Raw genomic sequence first — 20816 nt, forward strand, 5'->3', positions numbered from 1 at the left:
GCCTATTTAGTGGAAACAGTCGAGGTAAGCCAATTTGGCTTCCCGTTACTATCTGGAGAAAGAAATGCTGTGCCTAGGAATCAGCGGCGGACTTGACCAAGTCCATGAAAACCGATTCGAGCGTCCGAACGCCTTTATGCACGATGGCGCCGCGGTGCTCGTCCGAGACGGAAAGGTGATAGCCGCCGTAGAAGAGGAACGCCTCAATCGAATCAAGCACTCGAACAAGCTGCCAAGTGGTTCGATTCAATACTGTCTCTCGACGGCCGGGGTTCAGCTCAGCGACATCGATCGTGTCGCGGTCTACGCCAGCGAGCCCTATGCCAACGCCATGCTTGAAGGTATGTCCGCTTCCCAACCGGACATTCTCTCCACTCCGTTGGATGCTAAAATGTTGGTGCAGAACCTGTTAGCGCGTGAGTTCGGCACTAAGTTGGACAGTTCGCGTATTTCATTCGTAGGTCATCATCAGGCGCACGCCGTGAGCGCCTTTGCAATGTCGGGCTTCGAACAAAGTCTCATTCTAGCGATTGATGGCTGTGGTGATTTCCTGTCGGGCCTTGTGGCGATAGGGTCTGGCACAGAAATTACGCAAATCGAGGCTTTCCCGGAGGACAATTCTCTTGGGCTGTTTTATCTCGAGACGATCCGCTGTCTCGGCTACGGCATGTTCGACGAGTATAAGGTAATGGGACTCGCGCCCTATGGCGACCCCGCTCCCTATCGCGAGCTCTTCGAGCAGTTCTACGAGCTCTCCGCCAACGGTGGCTACCGTGTTCACCTCGACCGCATCGGTCCGGCGTTGCTCCGCAACATCGAGATCAGGCGAAAGGGAATGCCTTTCACCCAGCAGCATCGAGATGTGAGTGCGTCACTGCAGGAAGCGCTTGAGCGGATCGTGTTCCACATTCTCCGGCACCACCGTGAGGCCACCGGCATGAAGCGGTTGTGTCTGGCGGGAGGGGTAGCCCACAACTGCACGATGAACGGCAAGCTGCTGTATTCAGGGCTTTTCGAAGACATCTTCGTGCAACCCGCGTCTCACGACGCTGGCTGCGCATTGGGAGCTGCGCTGATAGTCTCTAACGAGATGGGCCGCCCCGCGCCGCGTGAGCGACTGCAGGAGGTCTATTGGGGTCCTGATCTCGGGAGCGACCGCGCCGTGGAACAGGAACTGAATGCATGGTCCGGACATCTCGAGGTTGAGCGCTCTTATGACGTAGCGAGCAGTGCAGCCCACTGGATCACCAACGGCGCCGTGATCGGCTGGGTGCAGGGTCGTTCGGAGTTTGGGCCACGTGCGCTGGGCAACCGCAGCATTCTTGCCGACCCTCGGCCCGCTGCAAACAAGGACCGGATCAATGCCATGGTCAAGAAGCGCGAAGGCTATAGGCCTTTCGCACCATCTGTGCTGGAAGAGGATGCGAGCGAATTTTTCGACCTCCCGGACGGTAAACACGAATTTCCATTCATGAATTTCGTCGTTCGCGTGCGTGACTCAAAGCGCGCCTTGTTGGGTGCCATTACGCACGTCGACGGTACGGCTCGGCTGCAAACAGTATCGCGCGATGCCAACCCCGCTTACTGGGAGGTCATCAATGCGTTCAAGAAGCGGACAGGCACTCCAATTCTGCTCAATACGTCCTTTAACAACAATGCTGAACCGATCGTGGATACGGTTGCAGACGCGATTGCCACATTTTTGACGACAGAGCTGGATGGACTTGTGGTCGGGCCCTTCCTGGTAAAAAAACGGGCTGCAACGCTGCAGGATTGGACTGCGCTTTCGATTTCATTGCCTCCCTCAGTCTCCCTCCATCAAACCCGTGCTTACACAGCGCGAGATCATCAGGAGACTGTCTGCGAGATTATTCCGAACCACTCCAGCATTGACAGTGTGCGAATTTCAAACGACCTGTTTAATCTGCTGATGCGGATTGAGGGCGAAGCCGTGTTAAGCGATCACCTCAATATAATTGCGCCGGATCAGGCTGAGCATGAAGCTCTGATGGAGGACCTGCGAAGACTGTGGGAGCAGCGCCTGGTTCGGCTGCATCCCTCACAAGCTGCTCGGATGGATCATGGGTCCGATCAAACGCCGGACCAGCCTAATAGGCTATCAATGTGATAGAGATGCCGCTCAAGCTCGGCCTCAATAGTGTTCATCGACCCCGCCTGCGAGCTCACCGCTGTGATTAGGGGGGTCGAGGTCGCCCTGGTCAGTATGCTTAGGAATGCTGAATGGGTCGTGTGCTTGCTGTGAGTTTTCGGGAGGTTGTCCATTCAGACCGAACCGGGGAGACTGGGTTGGAAAGGCGGGTCTGGCCTCGATATTGACCGGACTTCTGTGTCGAGAGGTCCAGCCCGCAGAACTTTAAAAACTGGCGATGATGACCTAAGCGGCGAGGATCGCCGACTTCGGCAATGACGGTCAATGCCTTGATCGGTCCGATGCCCGGGATTTGTCGCAGGAGCTGATAATCCTGGCTGTGCCGCAGCAGATCGTCGGCCTGTGCTTCGATCTCATTGCGTTGCCGGATCAGGCTGCGTGCTTCGTCAATGACCATCCGGAACATGCGAACGGCAGGCGCATCAAGTGGCAGCGGCAATCCGATCGATGGGCGCGCCGTCTCGAACATCCATCAGAATCTCGTCTTGCTGACCTTGCGGCCGACGACATCCCAAGCTGCTGCCACAAACTCCTCCTTCGTCAGCGCCGTGATGCTTGCTGGGGTCGAAAAGGCATCGAGGAAGGCAAAGAACCGATCGCTGCGGCTGTTCCCCCGGAAGTCGATCGATCTCGGGAAAATACAGCGGCAGGTAGTTGTCAGGATGCGGTGCTGGATCTCGGTCTAGGCCCTGGCGATCGCTTCATGTGTCTTCGACAGTTCCTGCACGTCGTTGATGCCGGCTCGCAGCGGATCATGGTAGACCTGCGTCGCCTGGATCCTGAGCATGTGTAGGATCACCTGGGCATCGATCTTCTTGCCGAATATGACGCCGAAGGCGTTAAGAAGCCCAGGCATCTGTTCTCGATTTTGCCTACTAGGCTGACGAGAAGGTCGCGTGCCGACAGCAGCACCCGCACGACACAGGTGCCGTGGCTCTTGGTGCGAACCTGCTTAAACCATCCGGCCGTCCGATCTGGCAAGGCCCGCCGCTCGTGGGGGCCCGATTTGTCCGGCATCATCGAGAGGGCGGCGCTTGACACGATCGGAAGTCCGCGCTTCGTTAACTCGTTCCAGAGCCAGACCGCAAGCGGTCACGGCTCCATGCCGATCCGCTCCGTCTCCGCAGTTCCACAGTCCCGCCCGCATCTCCCGGTCGGGCCCGGGTAGCCATTGCGCTGCAAGGCGGGTCTGATCGCTACGGCGGCGCCCGCCACCATCTCCATCATCGGTTCGGCGACATAGCCAATCATCTCCCGTAAGAGAAGTGCTTTCAGGCAAGTTCCGCAGGTTCAAGGAGATCGTTGACGGCGCCGCCACTTGGGAGCTGCGTCGAGTGCATGGTCGAGCTTGCCGCCCAAGGTACGTGGCTTCGAAACGCGTGGAATGCGCCTCATTCAAGACCGGTAGCGGATGGTCGCCGACATACAACGGGGCGCAGGCGACTGAAACGAACCCGTCGGCCGCTACGGAGCAATCCTGCCGCCTGACCAGGCGCGTGGGAAAGTATCACAACGGTGACCACAGCGTCGCTTGAGGCCGTCAAAAGCTATTGCCGTGCGTCAAGGCGGGCTAGGTGACCCGTCGGAAGCCGGCACCAGCGGCTTTGTCGGGACAAGACACATGCTATTGGGATTTGGCCGCCGCAGCCGCGAGCATCGCTTCTCCCATCGCAATGGCCCCTTGGGCACGCAGCATTTCACCAGGGTTCTGAATGTCGCGCACCTCTTTGTTCTGGCTGAGTTTTGATTTTCCAACCAGGCCGGTGATCTCGATCTCCAGGGCGACGATTGCCTTGACCATCGTGTCGATGAAGTCCCTCGGCGCGTCGCCCATCTTCCATGGGACCGGCTGGGAGGTTTCTTGCATATGAGTGAGCTTCGCCACGTTGCGGCGCACATACCGCTCATCATCCCGGACAGTGATGCGTCCGTGGGCATGGACGACGAGATAGTTCCACGTCGGCACCTGCTTGTGGAATTCATGCTTGCTTGGATACCAGTTCGGCGAGATGTAAGCGTCGGCCGCACGGAAGATTACGAGAACCTCATCGCCATTGGCGACTTCCTCCCAGACTGGATTCTTGCGGGCAACATGGCAATTGAGGACGCCCTTGTCTCCCTTCGAGCGGTCGAGCTCAAAGGGGACGTGGTTCGCGTCGAGGATGCCTTTGCTGTGGGTGACCAGGATACCGAGCGGGTGTCTCTCGATAAGCTCGAACAGGGCGTTCTGATCGGGGACGGCAAAATGTGGCGGAACGTACAACGCTAAATCTCCTGTCGTGAATGGCGGCTGTTAGTGATCGGCGAAATCTTACGGAACGGGCCCCTGAATCTTCGCTGCCGTCGACGAGTGCCCCGGATCTCGATGTCCACTACGCTCAAGCACCGCCATCGTGAAGTGGGCGGGCACATCAGATGCCGCCGCATATGAGTGCGGTTGGTCAGTGACAAGCCGCGCACTCTCGCCTTCGCTTAATATTACCACATGGGCACCTACCACAACGCTCAGGGCACCCTGACTGACCGAGATCAGCTCGCGCGTATCCGGACTATGAGCGTCCGCGGAAAACACGTCGCCCGGCATAATGACCCAGCTCCACAATTCGAACATCGTGCGCCCCGAGGTCGATGAATGAAGTTGTGCAAAGCTTCCCTTGGCGCTTGTCCAAAGTGTCCTTGTCTCTGTCCGCTCAATAGGAAGGCGAACTGTGGAAGCCTCGTCATTCAGCAAATCGGCCACGGAGAGCGAAAACGCCGCCGCCAGTCGGCAAAGTATGCCGATACTAGGGTTCGCCTTGCCTTGCTCCAGCGAGACGACGGTTCCTTTGGACAAGCCGCTCAGTTTTGCCAGTCGATCCAGGGTCAGATTTTGGTCGCGCCTCAAGTCTCGGATTCGAACCGCTATAGCTTTGCCAAGCACCTGCTCGGAACCCATCGCTGTCGTAACATCGGTCATTATATTGACTTAGGACCTCGGCTCACCTATTGTGGTCAGTATAATGACCAGGCCGAAATTGCAACTGCCCGTTAGGAAGGAAATGACCGATGCGTTTTGAGACGAAGGCGATCCACTGCGGCCGAGGGGTCGACGAGTCCACGGGGGCCGTATCCATGCCGCTGCACACCAGCACGACGTTCGAACGCGGGGTCAACGGGTCATTTCCGTCCGGCTTCGAATACACAAGGGATGGAAATCCTACACGCAATGCGTTCGAGGCGGCCATGGCGATGCTTGAGGGAGGGGAAGACGGCATCGCCTTCGCTTCGGGCATGGCCGCAATCGCTGCAGTTTTCGAGAGCCATCCGTCGGCGGGTCGGATCGTTCTGCCGGATGACATGTATTTCGGCATTCGTTCGCTGATCGAAGAGACCGACATTGGGTCTCGCTTCGACTTTGCCCCAGTCGACATGCGCGATTTGGACGCTTTGCGCGCCGCGGTGACATCGAAGCGGACTGGCCTCGTCTGGATCGAGACGCCGTCAAACCCGATGATCCGCGTTGTCGACATTGCGGCCATCTGCGCAATCGCGCACGAGGCCGGTGCCTTGGCGGTGGTGGACAACACCTGGGCCACCCCAGTGCTTCAACTGCCACTCGAAATCGGGGCAGACGCGGTAATGCACTCGGCGACAAAGTACATTGGCGGCCACTCGGATTTGATGGCCGGAGTAGTCATTGTCCCAAACGCGTCACCCCTCGGTCGCCCATTGCGGATGGTCCAGAAACACAAGGGCAGCGTTGCAGCGCCCTTCGACTGTTGGCTGGCGTTGCGGGGCCTGCAGACATTGCCGGTCCGCATGCGCGCCCATTGCGAAGGCGCCCAGAAAGTGGCCGAGGCCCTGGCGTCTCATCCGCGCGTCGAAAAAGTGCTCTTTCCTGGTCTGCAAACTGATCCGGGACACGATCTTGCTACGCGGCAAATGAGCCATTACGGAGCGATGCTATCCTTTATCGTCGAGGGCGGAGCCGATGCTGCAATGGCCGTGGCCGGCCGCCTGAAGATTGTTGTCCGGGCGACAAGCCTTGGCGGGACGCATTCTCTGATAGAGCATCGCGCATCCGTTGAAGGTGCGAAGTCCAAAGCGCCAGGCGGATTGCTGCGAATTTCTGTAGGGCTTGAACATCCTCAGGACATTATCGATGACCTGATGCAGGCCCTAGGCGAAACCTGCAAAGCGGGAGTCCAATGACGCGTGCAAGAACTCTGGCGCCGCTTTATGTGGCTGCTGGCGCAGCCGACGATCGGCAGAACAATGTTCCTGCTGAGCAGAACGCACGTCCTCTGGTGAACCGCTATCGCCGTGTCGCATCGTCTCGGGCGCGTGGTCGCATGGGTGATGAACGTCTTCGGGTTTCTGGACGATGGCCACGCGCTCGACCGGAAGCGGAAATACCCAGATTTGCCGTTGACCTACTGCTGCTCGACCTCGTCGGAGATCGCGTTCAACAGATGGGATGGATGTGCTGGCACTACGGCAGTTTGACAAGCCGGCCATCGGGGCGCTAGCACCGTCCAAAGCCAAGAGTCGCAGGGCAGAACCGACCGCACCAAGCGGGCTGCGGGACCCATCAGCTAACGGCCAGGTTGGTACCTCAACGCGCATCAGCACCGTGGATGCGACATTGTCCTTGTTGCGAGCGCGATCTCGGAACTTCGTTGTGACGCAGTCTGTGCAGAGAGCGCACCGCTGGTAAGCAAAATGAGCGGAAGAACGACACCCAGTGGAGGTGAAGAAGTGATGCGGCGTCAAGATCCTCCGCGCTTTGCGGCAAACACACTGATCCCTCTTCACAACCCGGTCTTTCGTTCTATCTGGACAGCCACGCAGATATCCAGCCTTGGCTGGCTGGTGCAGAGCGTGGCTATAAGCTGGCTCATGGCCACGATTTCAGCCTCCGATCTGATGGTTGCGCTCGTACAGGCTGCATCGACACTGCCCGCGTTCTTCTTGTCGATCCTTGCTGGAGCCATTGCAGACAGCTTCAGCCGCCGTGGCGTGATGCTTGCCGGACACTGCCTGATCGCACTGGCATCCACGGCGCTGGCACTCTCTGTGGGACTGGGCTTTGCTAGTCCATGGCTAATCCTGGGACTGAGTTTCTTGGCCGGATGCGGCTTTGCCTTGAACGATCCAGCCTGGCACGCCTCGGTCGGCGATATCCTGGAAAAGCGCGACATACCCGCTGCAGTGACGCTGATGTCGGTGGGGTACAACGTGGTTCGCAGCATAGGACCGGCGCTGGGCGGTGTAATCTTAGCTTTGCTGGGCCCCCTTACGGCTTTCGCCCTCGCTGCGCTAAGTGACCTGGTCCCGTTGAGCGCTGTTCTGCGCTCACAATGGCAAGTTCGCTCTTCGCCTCTTCCGCGCGAGCGGATGACCACGGCCATTCATGATGGCATGCGATTCACGGCGATATCCTCAGAGATCAGAGTGGCGATCGTGCGTGCAACCCTGTTCGGGCTATCAAGCATCTCGATCCTTGCTTTGCTCCCCCTCCTGGTTCGCGACCAGCTGGCGGGAGGGCCAATTGTGTACGGCGTGCTATTGGCCGGCTTCGGCACAGGCGCCTTCATCGCCGGCATTGGCAGCAGCTACTTGAGACGCATCACGTCCCAGAACCGATTGATCACGCTCGCATCCGTTGCTTGCGCAACGTGCTGCCTTTTGATGGCCCTCACATCGTCGGTGGCTGTGGCGGCGATCGCGCTTGCAATCGGTGGCGCTGGCTGGGTTGTCACCTGGACCGGAACCGACGTGTGTGTGCAGTTGGCAAGCCCAAGGTGGGTCGTTGGTCGCACCCTGTCCATCTATTACGCCCTGACCTACGGCGGCATGGCAGCGGGTAGCTGGATCTGGGGTGCTGTCGCGCAGTACTATTCGCTGACGTGGGCTTTGGAAGGTGCTGCAGCGGCACTGTTGCTGGTCGCGGCTGTGGGAAAGCTATTGCCGGTGCGGCTATGGGAGGAATCGGATCAAGCGGCCGTCGACTTCAGGCCACCAGAACTGGCCCTCCCTTTGAAGCCCAGGAGCGGTCCGATCGTGATCAAGATGGAGTACTCGATACTCGAGGAGAGTATCGATGAATTTCTGAGCTGCATGCGCGAAAGGCGGCGCGTTCAGAGCCGCGCCGGTGCGCGGGACTGGACCCTCCAGCGCGACCTTCAGAAGTCGACGCTTTGGACCGAGACATTCCGCACGCCGACATGGACGGACTATCTTCGTCTAAACCATCGGCTAACGGTGAATGACAGGGAGGTAGGCGAGCGCCTTGCCGCTCTGCACATGGGTGATTCTCCGCCTCGCATCTCACTTTCCATCGAGCGGTCGACAAGCCCCGCCTCCGACAGCCAAGTCCAGCCTGTGCCTTTTGTATCGCGCCCGTGAGAAAACCAAGGCTTGTCTGGGCTTGGACACGGAACGAGCTACTCCTTAATGCAGAACACTGACTCTCCGCCAAATGAATGCTGCGAGCAAGCAGCAGGCGGAGGAACTCCGTCTGGGCTGAGTATGTGTTTCAACGCGGACAAATAAATTGTAGCCAGTTCACGAAACGCCGGGCCCGCTCCTCTGGCGTCCGATCGTCCAGGAAATCCCCTCGGCGCGCACCACGCCAGACACCTCCTTACCGATATGATGCTCAAGCACCGGCCGCCAAGGCACCAGCGTGAACTCGCGCGATTTCTCGATGACACCGTATTTTCCGCCGGCGAGCTCGACGCAGCGGCGCAGCGTTCCGTCTATTCGATTGCCATGCTGCGCTTCAGAATACGAGAGCCCGAGTTCGTCCGAGAGCTGACTGGCAACACGGTTCAGCTCTCGTTGGCGCAGCATTGAAAGCATGTTGGCGCGATAGATGACCCGATCCTGCGCATCATGGGCAAGACCTTGCGCGATCAGCCACTGCTGTCGGCGGGCCTGGACCTGACGTACTTCGCGACCGAAGCCAGAGTCGCGCAAGGACTCAGGGTGGGCTGATACCAGCTCCTGGTCGATCCAGGTGGCGCCGTCGAAGCCTACTTGGCTCTCCAGCGGCATTGATGAGAGCTTGTCAACGACAACAGGCTGGGCCCTCGCTCGCTGACGCTCGTAATCCGCGACGCGGTTGAGATGGTCGGGCGCGACTGTCCATGTGCCGTCCGGCTCGCGCTCGACGCCACCGGTCGCACGGCGGATCGCCTCCAGTCGCCGCACGTGCGTTTCGGCAAAGCGTTCGGTGGCCGAGTGGTCATGCTTGAGATGTATATCGATGCTGTAGCGCCCGTCGTTGACCGTGGCGATGCCGGCAATTGTGCGGTCGACTTTTCTTGGCCCGGTGTCCCTCGGCCTGACCCGCACTATGCAGCCCTCTGGTGTCGGTTGGGTGGCCTCGCCTTTGCCGATATCAAAATAGTGGCTTTTGCCGTCCACGCCGTCGACGACGAGGTAATGGCGGTCAGTCATTTCGTCGGCCAGCCCGCGCCCGACGACACGTCCGACCACGGTTTGAGCCGACCCGTCGCATCGATCGTGGATAAGATGGTCGGCGGCACTGCGGACGAGCCCCTTGCCGGTCAGCTCGCGATGGATGGTCTTGACGATGTCGCCGCGCGCGCCGATGCGGCGTAGCGTGGCTTCGAGCTCATCCTCCAGGCGCCAGCGACCGGCAGGCATCTCCTCGGCGAGGCCCATCCGCTCGAGCTTGCGCAGGCGGCCCTGGTGCAGCGTCTGGCGAAAGGTGTCTCGGCTGGCCAGTGAGACACACCCCTCATCGTCGCGCATGCGCATCAGCTGCCGGTCGATGCTGGTGAAGCGTTCCTGCTCCATCTCCTGGCGCAAGCGCTGCTCGATCTCGCGGTCGGTGCGCGGGCCAAGGTCGAGGCTAACCAGTTCGGCTGCGCGCTCGCGCAAGCCAGAGGAGATGTAGTCCCGCGCTATGACGAGGTTTTCGCCGTGATTGTCCCTGCCGCGCACGATGATGTGGGTGTGGGGATGGCCGGTGTTGAAATGGTCGACGGCCACCCAGTCTAGCCTGGTGCCGAGGTCTTCTTCCATTTGCGCCATGAGGCGACGGGTGAGCGGCTTCAGGTCATCATACTCGATACCGTCTTCAGGGGCGACGATGAAGCGGAACTGATGACGGTCACCGTTCGCGCGATCGAGAAAGGCCCTGCCGTCCGCGCGGTCATTGTCGGCAGCGTAGAGCTCGCCACGCTCGCCTTCCCGGGTGACGCCGTCGCGCTGGAGGTAGCGGAGGTGCGCACGAGCCCCGTCGACTCCCTTGCCGGCCAGCTTGACGATGCGTGCCTTGACGACTGCGCGCCGCTGCCGAAACGCCGCGTGGCGGTCGCGCGCTCTAAGAACGGCGGCAGCGGCCCCGCCGCGCCCCACCCGGCTTCCGATGAAGCGGCTGCCACGTCCGCTCCTGCCGCCTGCTCGGTTGACCGCGGCCTGCACCTGGCCAGCGTAGCGTTTGCCCGCCTTCGAGCCGCGCGAGCCAATTTTGCCGAGCTTCGGCGTGAATTCGTTATCCTGCATGCGGCCTCCGATGAACCAGCAGCAAAATCAGAAGCTTGCCCGCCACACCCTCCTGGACTCGGAGGCAACCTCCGGGGAAAACGATGTGCAGACAGACACTTCGCCGCCTCCAGGAGGCGCTGCCTTTATCTTGCCTTCCGCGGACCTGCCCCTGGCCCCCGCCCGAACCACGGTAGCCGCTCCCTCACCTGCGATCCGGCCGGCCTGACCTTGCTCGCTCCGATCCGAGCGGCACCAGGAGTTGGCCATTCGGGCCGGTCACGGAAACACCGTTTCGGAGAAAAAACAGCGACTGCCCGGACGGGATTTCCGGCGCGATTTTGGAACGGGATTTGCCGGTGAGCGCGTCCATATCGCCGGCCGAAATGCCCGCCGCCTTGATCTCTTCCAGATACGAAACCGTCTCGCTAGGCAGCGGTCGCCCGCGCTGCAAATGCTGCTCGTAGCGCTCCGGCCCGGCGTTATAGGCTGCAAACAGGCCTGGAAATCCGAAGCGGTCATACATGGCGCGCAGATAGGCAGTGCCTGCCAGAATGTTGTCGCGAGGGTCGTGCGGGACGGCTCCGAGGCCGAGCTCTGCGCGCAACTCCTCGTAGGTGCCTGGCATCACCTGCATGAGGCCAATGGCGCCGGCGCTCGACGTGACCGGCCGCCCATTGAGCGTCGTCTGCCCCCGGCTTTCGGCGTCCATGACGGCATAAATCCAGGTCTGTGGAATGCTGAAACGCCGGCTTGCTTCGGCTACGAAGGGCTGCCATCTTGCAAGCTGCGGACTATGGGAGATGACGACCGGCTTCGTGTTGGTCGCGGCGGAACAGGAGCATGGTGCGAGACACGCCATGCTCAGCATAAGGAGGGTCACTCGGTCCATAGCGGCACGAGCCTCCCGATGATGTTTTCGGCCGGCACCGGCCCGAAATAGCGGCTGTCGAACGAGCGATCTTTATCGCTGCCGAGCAGGAAAACCTCGTCGGCGGCGAGTTTTCGGCATGCATTCCACCAAGGCAGCGGACGGTGCTGCGTGTCGGTTGCAAGCCGGCGCGCGGCTATCTCGCCGCCGATGGTGATGGCGTTGCCAAAGGTGCAGACATGCTCGCCGGGCAGCGCCGCAAGGCGCTTGATCAGCGGCACGTTGCTGGGCAGATAGAAGCGTTCGGCGGCGAGATCGGCAACCGGTCTTGGTGGGCGGACGAGTACGAAATCACCACGAGCGGGCGATCTGGATGCGACGCGATAGAGGCCGACCGGCGCACTCGCCGAGGCGTTCCAGACCAGCCAGGGCGATGGTTTGCCGAAGGCGGCGAAGCCGATCAGGCCAAGTCCGATTGTGGCAACGACGATCGTCTTGCGGGCTCGAATGCGCCGCAGATGGCTGCCGATCAGACGGATGGTGGGACGCCGGCTCATGAGCGGCCTCCCTCACCGGCCGAGCCGGATTCGTGCGCGCCATCCTCGGGCGCGGTCTCCTGCGTGTGCCCCTTCGACCAGTCGTCGAGTTCGTCGATGTGATAGCGGACATAGCGGCCGTGCTTGCGGAATTGTGGGCCACCGCCTTTGAGGCGCATCTTCTCCAGCGTGCGCTGGGACAGCCCGATATAGAAGGCCGCCTGCGCGGTGTTGAGAAACGGACTGCCCTTCTTGGCGCGGGCTGCGCGTTCGTTTTCGTCGTCCATGATGATCCTCGGTTCGTTACGGGCAAGCGAGGCGAGGATCGGCGAGCGAGATCGTTTTGGGGACGGGCGAAGAGTGGGGGGCGAGTTTTCGCCGCTTCGGCGGCCTCACGGGTCCTGAGAGAGGCCCTGCGCCGGTGGGCGGCGCAGGGCTTTGCGGGTCGGCCGGTCAGTCGACCGGGTTCCAGATGATGGCGTAAGTGTCGTCGTCATCCTGGCCGGCGGCGCGGCCCAGATTGGCGTAGAGCTTGCGCTGGCCAAACTCGGGGGCCGCAATCGACAGGCTCACATAGTCCTTGCCGGAGGTCTCGCCGGTGCGGATCCAGGCCGCACCCACTTCGACCCCTTGCGTCAGCACCCGGAAGTCGGGATGGGTGTCGGCGCTCTTTGCCTGATTGGGCACGATGTCGATGTCGGCGCGGACGCTGAGCGTCTTGAGCTGGCCCTTGTAGCCGCCGTTTTCCTGTTTGGTGACGTATCCGATTGCGGTCATTTTCAGTCTCCTCTTGGTGCTCGCAGGGGACCATTCCCCTGCGATGGCGGACCGTGATGGGCGCGTCCGGATCGCCGGAACCGGCACGGCCGCAGCGATAGCGGAGGACCCGAGCGGGGAGTTTTTTTGAAGCGAAGCGGCGCGAGGAAGCCGCCGCAGGCGGCGGGGAAAAAGCTGCCGGCGAGGGTTTCGGGCCGGCCGGATCCGCCCATAGGTCGTCAAGCCAGGCGCAGGGGAATGGTCCCTGAGACACAATGGAGACAGGTTGCGCGATCGGGGGCACAATAAGCAGGCGGCACTATGCAGGGGGCCGGCGGCGCGGGCTCTCTCGGCAACCGGATGTACAATGGGCGCCATGCGCCTGGCGCCTCAGCAAGCAATCCGGGGCGGTGCGGGGCTGCCGAAATGGGGGCGAATTGGCGTTGGAATTTATCGCACGCGGCACTGGCTCGGCAAGACGATCAATCGGAGCCGGCGCGGCCCGGATTGCGCACAGATCGGCGAATAGGAAGGCCTCGCAGCTGGGTAGCTTTCGGCCGGGAATTTGATCCAGCGCGGCAGCCAGGCCCCAAGCTGAGGCGGCTTCTCGATGTTCTTGCCGCCGATCTCGGCGAGCATCGAATCGGCGATTTCCTTGTCGCAAGCGATCGAAACGCCATTGTCCGGTTGCCGCCATATGCCGACGACGCGCACGAATTGTCGTCGCCAAGCGCCCACCTTGCGCGCGAACATGCCGGCGGCAGCAAGGGGTCGCGATTGCCGCTGGCCACCACCGGGCAGGCCAACAGCTTGTGCCGCATATTGCCGAATGCGGCGTCAGCCTTGCAGCCGGCAAGGCTGGCAGTCACTGTCTCGTTGGCTGCGCGCTGCGGCTCGGGGCGCACCTTGGCGATGCAGATCGGCATAGTTCAGCATCGGGCCGGTGAGTTCCGGCGCCGTCAGAAATGGGCATCTGCTCGCTTTGCGGCGTCGGCCAGTTGAGCATGGTGCATCGTCATGCCGCAATCCCTTCTTGCGCCTCGCCTTCGTCATCGGCCTGAAGGCCAAGCAGGAAATCGGCGGCCTTCGAAGCGAGGCTGGCGGCACGGAATATTACGCGGTTTTCCTCGCGCAGCACCTTCAGCCATGAGCCGATGTAATCGGCGTGACGCACGGTCGGCTCGATGCCGAGATTGCTGCAGACGAAGGCGGCAGTGATTTCGGCGACCAATTCTTCACGCGCGTAAGCCTTGGAGCCGAACGAGCCGGAGAGGTCGCGAGCAAGCCGCGTCGGGTGGCCGGTCCAGTGGCCAAGCTCGTGAAAGCAAGTCCGGTAATAGTCGATCTGCTGATGGAACGCCGGCTGCGGCGGCACCTGAATGTGGTCGCTGCCCGGCATGTAGAAAGCGCGATCGCCGCCGACCCTGAAATCCGCACCACTGGCGCGAATCAGCGTTTCGGCCTGCGGCACGATCTCGCACTGAGGCAGCGGCTCGGCGGGGGCATGGAGGTGTTCCGGAAGATTGTCGCACTGCGCGACATTAAAGACGGTAAAGCGCTTCAGAAAAGGCACGGCCTGTGGTGCATCGCCCTCGTGGCGTGCGCGCTCCTTCTCGTCCTTGGGGACAAAGCGGTCGGCATGCACGATGGTCGTGCCGCGCTCGCCTTTCCTGACATTGCCGCCCAGGGCAAGCGCCTGCCGGAAGGTCAGCCAATTCTGGCTGGGATAGCTGCGCTCGATGACGGCGCCCCACAGGATGAGGATATTGATGCCGGAATAGCTGCGCCCCGTGGACGCATTCCTCGGCAGGCCGAGGCCTGCTTTTGCGCTGCCCCATGGCTTGACCCATGGCACGGTACCGCGCTCCAGCTCGGCAATGATGCGGTCGGTGATCTCCTGATAGAGGCTGGCGCCCGGGCGCCTGCCCTTGCCTGCGCCAGCCTCTCCGCTGGTGGTACGCCTGCTGTTTGCACGCATGTGTTATCCTCCGCTCACCAATCGCCGCGCCTTTCCCCGGAAGCGGGGTGGGCGGCGAGTCGCGACCGGAAGGGCCCGCCCAGTAGGCGGACCGCATCCGAAGGACCGGAACGAAGAGGAGGACCCTGAGCGGCACGCGGAGGGTTGCGGGCTGCCGCAGCGGGTCTAGAAGGGAGTGCCGCCCGCCCCGCGCCACCGGGAAAGGCCAACAGACAAACCGCGCCGCCCGCAAGGGCGGCGGCCGTCACAGCCCGAAGGGCTGCCCACGCCAAGGGGCGAAGCCGAATGGCCGAGACCGCCTGAGCTTGCCGAAGAAAAGCGGGCTCGGTTCACGAGCACCTGGTGCGCGTCGTCAGGCGCGCGGGCGCAGCCAAGTTTTTTCGCACATGGTCAGGCGCCGCAGTTACGTCGAGAACCAAAAGGCATCGGCGCCGTGCGCGCGGCTTCCTCCGAAAACCAGCGCTCGCCTTTCAACAAATTGAGGCGTTGTCCCACTCAATATTCCTGTCCGTGATCATGATAGATGCGGCGCGCCCGCTAGGACCGGAGGCTGGAGAGAATCTCGCACGGATCAGCGTCAAGGGCCGCAGTTATGTCGAGAAACTCGATGACATCGAGACGCCGCTCTGCGCCCTCGTACTTGGCCACGAAGGATTGGGGACGACCAAGCTTGTCAGCCAGCTGCTTCTGGGTCAGGCCTTTGGCCTTGCGCAGCAAAACCAGCCGGGCCAGGAACCGCTGGTGGCGGAGCGATCGAAGGGATTTGGGCATGGAGGCGAACCGGTCGGGTAAAGACCGGATCAGCGACTAATCCCGGTTTCGGATTATCCCATTTTGGGATATACTGCCTGCGCTCACAGGCGAGGTTCGCAGGCATGAATGGACCAATGGGAACAGATGAGACTCGAAGCTCAAGTTTGAGCGATGAAGTCCCCTGGTCGGAGAACCTCACGAGCTACGACAGGGAGCATTTCACGATCTACCTGCGGATCCTGGATGCCTGCGCCGAGAATGCCAGCGAAAAGGAGATGGCCGAGCGCATCCTCGGCATCGACCCGTCCATTGACCCGGTCCGCGCCCGCAAAGCTCTTCGCAGCCATATCGACCGTGCGAACTGGATGGTGACGACCGGCTACAAGGAACTGTTCGCCGGCTGATGCACAGCGCCCAATGCCACGTGTTTCGAGTAGGCAAGTCTCTGTAGCCAAATTCGGCAGCGCACGGCCGCGACAGCGGGCGCTGCGGGAGCGGTCACAACTGGTTCGCGTACTGTTTGACTGCCATTTCCAGTGCTTGCATCAAAGGCACAGCCTTGGAGAAGAGGAAGCCTTGAGCGGTTCGGCAACCAAGCTTGTGCAGGGTTTGCCGATCCGCCTCTGTTTCGACGCCCTCGGCCATGACCTCGATCCCGAGCATGTCACCGAGTTCGATGACGGATTTGACAAGCAGTCGGTCCTCTCGGGACTTGGCCAAGCCGCGAATGAAGCCTTGGTCTATTTTCACCTTGCGTATCCGACGGTCCTTGAGAGATGCCAAGGTAGAAAAGCCGGTGCCGAAGTCGTCGAGCGCGATGGAAATACCGGCATGCGAAAGCCGTCCGAGCTTTTCATCCACTCTGTCCGGATCCACCGGCGATTCTTCGGTAATCTCGATTTCGAACATCGTCGCAGGCAGGCCTCTTGCGGCCAGACCATCCAGAACCATGTCGTCGATATCGCCGGCTTCCAGTTCGCGCGGGGAAACATTCATCGCCACACGAATGTTACGACAGTCAGCTTTCACCAAGCCGTCGATAAAAGCACAACAGTCGGCGAATACGGTTTGCGTCAGCAGCTGAAGCATTCCGGTTTCGCGTGCGGCTGTGATGATTTCGGGTGGAGAGATGGCACCATGTGTCGGATGGGACCATCTCAGCAAGGCTTCAAAACCGACCACGGCCTCGGTGTCGAGTTTCACGATCGGCTGGAACCAAGGTTGCAATCTTCCCGTCTTTATCGCCGAATGAAGGTCCCGTTCGATGGACTGGCGGCGTTGGAGTTCCCGGTCGAGTTCGGCATCGAACAGGCAAAATTCGTTCCTGCCATGGCGCTTGGCCGTATAAAGGGCGATATCGGCCCGCAACAGCATTTCAGTCAGGCTCGACGTCTGCGCCAAGTATATCCCTATCGATGCCCCGACGCGCACGGACGCGACCCCGATATAGGGGCGAGCAATTTTGGCTATGATATTGGAGGCGAGATCACTGGCAGAAAGCGAAGCTCTCGTTGAGGGAAAAACCAGCACGAATTCATCGCCGCCAATACGAGCTAGCGTTGAGCCTTCCGGTGCTTCCTGCTCTATGCGGCGGGCGATCATGACAAGCAGTTCATCACCGGTCCTGTGACCGTAGGTGTCGTTGACAGATTTAAAGCCGTCCAGATCAATCAGCATTGCCACGAAGGGGCCATCCGCGGTCTTGAACCGACCGATGGCGTGTTCAAGGCCCCGCCTGTTGAGAAGGGCGGTCAAATGGTCCTCCCTGGAGTTGCGCTCCATTTCCGACGCAAGTCGCTCTGCCTCATGTCTCAGGCGGCTTGCTTCGCGGAAGCGCGCCTGCCCAACAAACGAAGCTCGGACCAAGCCGCCCATGAAGAGCAGAACGGTGAAAGCCAGAATGTAGCGTTCAAAATTGCCTTTCGCCAAAAGGCACGCCACCGTGATGAGGAGTGGAGGTGTGATGAAGCTGGTCGCCGCGGCGGCATACGAGCTGCCATATGTAACCGCACCAGCTGAAATGCCCGCCAGTATGACCAGATGCATCGGTGCTTGAGGTGTTGTGTATCCAACAGTCAGCACGGCCGGGAAGGACCAGGCAAACCCTGCCAGAAGGGCAAGGACGCCAAACATGCGAAGGCGCGGCAAAACGCCAAGCAAATCCTGATTGCGCCCCGTTTCCTTTAGCTGAAAACGGGCGAGTGCAAGCCGGGCGGCATTTAGCGCATTGACGACCAGGAACCAGCTTGCAGCGGCAAAGCCGCCGCCAGAAAGGGCCTGCACCCCGCAAATCAGGCCTGACAGGATCGCGCTTATCGGCATCGACACGAAGAGCCCGGCCCTCAGGTCAGCAAGCTGATCCTGACGGATTTTGGCCTCCAGCGATTCTTCTTTCTTTAGGGGTGCCATGAATGGACCAGCTTGCTTCCGTCATTGTTCGCGAGGACCAAACCTATGCAAGCCCACTGAAGGACGGGTTAACTACCCAGCGAGGGTAACCAGTGCGCTCACCATGCTTCGGGTCACACCTTTGGCTTAGCATTGCCGAATCATCAAGCGCCCGCGCGCGTGCCTTGATCCGAATCATGCCATGATCGGCAACGTCACCAGGAAGCAGCCTTGCCCGCGACGCTGCGAGCCAGCAAGACAAAGAAGCCGCGCCGAGACAGCGCTCCAGAGCGGTAGCGCTCTGTGCGATTCACCGCCTGAGCATGGCCGAAATGCCATGGCGGACAAAGGGAAGATGTTGGGCAAAGCGGAGCCCAGCATGTCTTGCAAGCCGTGCCGCCGGGTGCTCGCTTGAGTAAAGACCGACAAGCATGTTGGTGGCATGATAGAGCGGCGCCGCCGACAGCCGCAGCCGGCTTTCGTATCTGCCGAGCATGTCGGGATCGGCAATGTCGCGGCGGGCGCGACATGCTGTCAGTATTTTATGAGCGAGTTGCTTCTGGCCGCTGAGGCCGATGTTGAAGCCATGCGCGGTCACCGGGTGCATGCCGATGGCAGCGTCTCCTATCAGTGCCGCACTCGGTGCCGAGAACTTGTGAGCCCAGGTCGTGACCAGCGGATAGGCATGGCGGGTGCTTGCCAGGGTCATCTGCCCGAGGCATCCTCGACACCGGTTCATCAATTCCATGAGGAACAATTCGTCATCGAGAACAGACAGTCTATCGGCCTCGATTGAGCGCAAAGTTAGAAGCAGCGACGACACGCCTTCCATGAGCGGCAACATCGCTATGGTCTGATGGTGGTCGAACCATTCGACCGCGATCTGGTGATGGAAGCGCTCGTGCCTCACTCGGCAAATCAGCATTGAGTGGCCAAGCGGATGGATGTTGGCGCCAATGCCGAGCAGGTCGCGCATCGCGGACAAACGCGAATCCGCTGCGACGAGCAGCCGAGCGGCCACTTGCCTGCCATCAGAAAGCGTTATGACCGCCTCGTCGTCGCTGGTTGTTGCATTGACGACCGAGTTGCCGCACAGCAGCCGGGCATGATCCTGGAAGTAGACAACTTTGAACAGGGCATCGCGGATCCGACAATTTGGGACCAGAAATCCGAGTGGTTCCCCAGATCCGCTGGGAGTATCGAAGCACAGGGCGAAAGGGCTCGATCCGTTGAGCACGCGCGCGCCATGAAGCGGTGATTTGTCCGATGCGGGGATGGCATCCCAGGCGCCGAGCTCGCGAAGGATTCTCACTGATGCGTGGGTCAGCGCGATCTCGCGACCGTCGAAAGCCGGATTCGCGAGGCTGTCGAGCGACTGCCGTTCAACCACAGCTACCTTGAGTCGGCTCCGGGCGAGCGATGCTGCGAAGGCAAGTCCGACCGGCCCAGCTCCGACGACAATGATGTCGAATGTCTCGACAGAGCCGGCCATCAGCGTGCCGCCATAGCGGCTATCTGCGATACGAAGCGCTCTTGAAGCATCGCAATCACCCACGGTTTGCCGCTCATCTCCCCAGCGTCGATAGACATGCGTTCTCCGTTGGAAGCCTGGTCAATGAAACCATGCCGATGAAGAGATAACGCTGATCTGGATCAACCAGGCTCGACAAACCCGGCAACTGCGGGTTCACGGTCGAGTGGTCGATTGCCGCGAAAACGTTGCATGTCTAGTCATTCTGAATGGTCGGCTTCCCAATCGCGTGCCTCTCCTACCCAAAGGTTCGGCAACGTGTTGTGGCTGATCCGTTCTTCGCACGCGCGCCGATATCATCATGACGAGGCAATCCAGCTAAAGATTCGGTCGATGACGACCAGCATCCGCACAGTCGTTGACGCCGCCGACCGGTTCAGCCTCGCGGCTCTTCCCGATCGATAAGGATCCGCTGGGCGGAGCCGTCGAGATCTTCGTATTGGCCGCTCGTCAAGATCCACAGGAAGCCCCGGTCCAAGCCCCACCAAAACAGGCAGCGGCCATCGCATTCCCTCAGGACGGGCGTCTTCGCTGCCGACAACTCGCCGACGGCCTCATGTCCAAGTGATGTGGGAAGGGAGCAGAACCAAAGGGACTCTGCTCCGCGTCCCCGCTTTTTCCGCAGCTATGAAACCGTCACCGAACGGATCCGTACTGAGGAGGAGGCCGTCCTTGACTTGCCCGACGCCGGCAACCTTCTCAGCCGCAACGATCGCTGCCTTCCGCTGACGCTCGTCGACAATCGCCCCCTTCAGTTCGACAAGGCCGTCGCTGACCCTCACATCGATCGCGTCACCACCGCTCCAGGTTTGTGACTGCAGTTCGGCAAGTATCGCGTTGCGGATCAGGTCGTCATCGGGTGGCGTAGTGCCGTCTTTCGGCATTGCGCGGATCAGGACAGGCAGCAAATCAGTTCGCGTGATGATGCCGACGACCCTTTCCTGATCGACAATCGGCACATTGTTGATGCGGTGTTGCATCATCAAGTCGACAATATCTGCAATCGAGGCGCCAGGAGGCGCCGAGATGACGGGTGTGGTCATCACCTGATGGATGATCCGTCCGTTCGAGCGCACATAGTCTTCGGCGACTGTGCCCGGGCCAAGATCAAACTCCAGCCAGCGCGGACGCACACGCTGGGTCCCAAGTTCCTCTCGGCGCAAGAAGTCGCTTTTGCTTACAATGCCAACCAGGGCACCGTCGCTGTCCGTTACCGGGAGGCAGCTGACTTTGTTTGAAAGCATGAGCTCGGCCGCTTCGGCGATCGTCGCGTTCGCATCCGTCGTGATGACTGGCTTCGTCATGATGGCTTCGGCTTGCATCCTCACCCTCCTGAT

The 20816-nt window shown here is 60.7% G+C and carries 18 protein-coding genes and 1 pseudogene; 4 read left to right on the top strand and 15 right to left on the bottom strand.

Annotated features, from left to right (window positions below):
* Positions 1-64 precede the first annotated feature (64 nt).
* Complete coding sequence (locus tag NKI37_RS26750; protein WP_352546088.1) at positions 65-2128, top strand: carbamoyltransferase family protein; 2064 nt, start codon at positions 65-67, stop codon at positions 2126-2128.
* Between the two features lie 181 nt (positions 2129-2309).
* Here NKI37_RS26750 and NKI37_RS26755 read toward each other — a convergent pair.
* From NKI37_RS26755 to NKI37_RS26765, 3 genes and pseudogenes are all read right to left on the bottom strand, one after another.
* Positions 2310-2978: pseudogene (locus NKI37_RS26755) on the bottom strand (transposase); the annotation flags it as partial.
* A gap of 816 nt (positions 2979-3794) precedes the next feature.
* Entirely contained in the window at positions 3795-4433 is a 639-nt protein-coding gene (locus tag NKI37_RS26760) for an FMN-binding negative transcriptional regulator (protein WP_023729033.1), read from the bottom strand.
* Between the two features lie 48 nt (positions 4434-4481).
* A complete protein-coding gene (locus NKI37_RS26765; RefSeq protein ID WP_023735791.1) occupies positions 4482-5126 on the bottom strand; it encodes a helix-turn-helix domain-containing protein in 645 nt (214 codons plus the stop codon).
* 89 nt (positions 5127-5215) lie between these two features.
* Here NKI37_RS26765 and NKI37_RS26770 point away from each other — a divergent pair, with 89 nt between their 5' ends.
* Positions 5216-6361: a trans-sulfuration enzyme family protein gene (locus tag NKI37_RS26770; RefSeq protein ID WP_023735792.1), complete on the top strand. Its 1146-nt coding sequence runs from the start codon at positions 5216-5218 to the stop codon at positions 6359-6361.
* Between the two features lie 549 nt (positions 6362-6910).
* On the top strand, positions 6911-8557 hold the full coding sequence (locus NKI37_RS26775) for an MFS transporter (protein WP_023735793.1): 1647 nt from the start codon (positions 6911-6913) through the stop codon (positions 8555-8557).
* Between the two features lie 159 nt (positions 8558-8716).
* On the opposite strand, the gene rlxS is transcribed toward NKI37_RS26775, so the two are convergent.
* The 8 genes from rlxS to NKI37_RS26815 form a co-directional block, all read right to left on the bottom strand.
* Positions 8717-10687, bottom strand: a complete 1971-nt coding sequence (gene rlxS / locus NKI37_RS26780) for a relaxase/mobilization nuclease RlxS (protein ID WP_352789918.1) — start codon at positions 10685-10687, stop codon at positions 8717-8719.
* Positions 10688-10871: 184 nt separating this feature from the next.
* Positions 10872-11558: a lytic transglycosylase domain-containing protein gene (locus NKI37_RS26785; protein ID WP_352794607.1), complete on the bottom strand. Its 687-nt coding sequence runs from the start codon at positions 11556-11558 to the stop codon at positions 10872-10874.
* Positions 11546-12094, bottom strand: coding sequence for a signal peptidase I (gene lepB / locus NKI37_RS26790; protein ID WP_352789916.1), 549 nt, complete (start codon positions 12092-12094; stop codon positions 11546-11548). Before lepB ends, NKI37_RS26785 begins: the two co-directional genes overlap by 13 nt.
* The gene (locus NKI37_RS26795; RefSeq protein ID WP_352789913.1) at positions 12091-12360 is read right to left on the bottom strand and encodes a helix-turn-helix transcriptional regulator; all 270 of its coding nucleotides are present in this window, start codon (positions 12358-12360) and stop codon (positions 12091-12093) included. The genes lepB and NKI37_RS26795 overlap by 4 nt, the downstream gene beginning before the upstream one ends.
* Positions 12361-12526: 166 nt before the next feature.
* A complete protein-coding gene (locus NKI37_RS26800; protein ID WP_352789911.1) occupies positions 12527-12850 on the bottom strand; it encodes a DUF736 domain-containing protein in 324 nt (107 codons plus the stop codon).
* Between the two features lie 429 nt (positions 12851-13279).
* On the bottom strand, positions 13280-13543 hold the full coding sequence (locus tag NKI37_RS26805) for a hypothetical protein (protein ID WP_352789909.1): 264 nt from the start codon (positions 13541-13543) through the stop codon (positions 13280-13282).
* A gap of 301 nt (positions 13544-13844) precedes the next feature.
* Positions 13845-14807 (bottom strand): ArdC family protein, encoded by a 963-nt coding sequence (locus NKI37_RS26810; RefSeq protein ID WP_352789907.1) that lies wholly within the window; start codon positions 14805-14807, stop codon positions 13845-13847.
* Positions 14808-15344: 537 nt separating this feature from the next.
* The gene (locus NKI37_RS26815) at positions 15345-15578 is read right to left on the bottom strand and encodes a helix-turn-helix domain-containing protein (RefSeq protein WP_352544204.1); all 234 of its coding nucleotides are present in this window, start codon (positions 15576-15578) and stop codon (positions 15345-15347) included.
* A 104-nt stretch (positions 15579-15682) separates the two neighbouring features.
* Between NKI37_RS26815 and NKI37_RS26820 the strand changes: the two genes are divergently transcribed.
* Complete coding sequence (locus tag NKI37_RS26820) at positions 15683-15964, top strand: DNA -binding domain-containing protein (protein ID WP_081731646.1); 282 nt, start codon at positions 15683-15685, stop codon at positions 15962-15964.
* A gap of 94 nt (positions 15965-16058) precedes the next feature.
* On the opposite strand, the gene NKI37_RS26825 is transcribed toward NKI37_RS26820, so the two are convergent.
* The 4 genes from NKI37_RS26825 to NKI37_RS26840 form a co-directional block, all read right to left on the bottom strand.
* Positions 16059-17969 carry a putative bifunctional diguanylate cyclase/phosphodiesterase gene (locus NKI37_RS26825; RefSeq protein WP_352789905.1) on the bottom strand — a complete coding sequence of 637 codons (1911 nt, stop codon included), beginning with the start codon at positions 17967-17969 and terminating at the stop codon, positions 16059-16061.
* A 289-nt stretch (positions 17970-18258) separates the two neighbouring features.
* Positions 18259-19440 (bottom strand): 5-demethoxyubiquinol-8 5-hydroxylase UbiM, encoded by a 1182-nt coding sequence (gene ubiM, locus NKI37_RS26830; protein WP_352789954.1) that lies wholly within the window; start codon positions 19438-19440, stop codon positions 18259-18261.
* A 415-nt stretch (positions 19441-19855) separates the two neighbouring features.
* Positions 19856-19972 carry a cbb3-type cytochrome oxidase assembly protein CcoS gene (gene ccoS, locus NKI37_RS26835; protein ID WP_352886926.1) on the bottom strand — a complete coding sequence of 39 codons (117 nt, stop codon included), beginning with the start codon at positions 19970-19972 and terminating at the stop codon, positions 19856-19858.
* Between the two features lie 61 nt (positions 19973-20033).
* Positions 20034-20801, bottom strand: a complete 768-nt coding sequence (locus tag NKI37_RS26840) for a CBS domain-containing protein (RefSeq protein ID WP_352789904.1) — start codon at positions 20799-20801, stop codon at positions 20034-20036.
* Positions 20802-20816 lie beyond the last annotated feature (15 nt).

This window comes from Mesorhizobium sp. M0626, assembly GCF_040320665.1.
In the GTDB taxonomy this organism is placed as follows: Bacteria; Pseudomonadota; Alphaproteobacteria; order Rhizobiales; family Rhizobiaceae; genus Mesorhizobium.

Coding starts and splice junctions, on each gene's coding strand:
- NKI37_RS26820 (WP_081731646.1), top strand. CDS start 15,683: ATGAATGGACCAATGGGAACAGATGAGACTCGAAGCTCAAGTTTGAGC.
- NKI37_RS26825 (WP_352789905.1), bottom strand. CDS start 17,969: ATGGCACCCCTAAAGAAAGAAGAATCGCTGGAGGCCAAAATCCGTCAG.
- NKI37_RS26795 (WP_352789913.1), bottom strand. CDS start 12,360: ATGGACGACGAAAACGAACGCGCAGCCCGCGCCAAGAAGGGCAGTCCG.
- NKI37_RS26770 (WP_023735792.1), top strand. CDS start 5,216: ATGCGTTTTGAGACGAAGGCGATCCACTGCGGCCGAGGGGTCGACGAG.
- NKI37_RS26840 (WP_352789904.1), bottom strand. CDS start 20,801: ATGCAAGCCGAAGCCATCATGACGAAGCCAGTCATCACGACGGATGCG.
- NKI37_RS26815 (WP_352544204.1), bottom strand. CDS start 15,578: ATGCCCAAATCCCTTCGATCGCTCCGCCACCAGCGGTTCCTGGCCCGG.
- NKI37_RS26785 (WP_352794607.1), bottom strand. CDS start 11,558: ATGGACCGAGTGACCCTCCTTATGCTGAGCATGGCGTGTCTCGCACCA.
- NKI37_RS26810 (WP_352789907.1), bottom strand. CDS start 14,807: ATGCGTGCAAACAGCAGGCGTACCACCAGCGGAGAGGCTGGCGCAGGC.
- rlxS (WP_352789918.1), bottom strand. CDS start 10,687: ATGCAGGATAACGAATTCACGCCGAAGCTCGGCAAAATTGGCTCGCGC.
- NKI37_RS26765 (WP_023735791.1), bottom strand. CDS start 5,126: ATGACCGATGTTACGACAGCGATGGGTTCCGAGCAGGTGCTTGGCAAA.
- lepB (WP_352789916.1), bottom strand. CDS start 12,094: ATGAGCCGGCGTCCCACCATCCGTCTGATCGGCAGCCATCTGCGGCGC.
- NKI37_RS26800 (WP_352789911.1), bottom strand. CDS start 12,850: ATGACCGCAATCGGATACGTCACCAAACAGGAAAACGGCGGCTACAAG.
- NKI37_RS26775 (WP_023735793.1), top strand. CDS start 6,911: ATGCGGCGTCAAGATCCTCCGCGCTTTGCGGCAAACACACTGATCCCT.
- ubiM (WP_352789954.1), bottom strand. CDS start 19,440: ATGGCCGGCTCTGTCGAGACATTCGACATCATTGTCGTCGGAGCTGGG.
- NKI37_RS26750 (WP_352546088.1), top strand. CDS start 65: ATGCTGTGCCTAGGAATCAGCGGCGGACTTGACCAAGTCCATGAAAAC.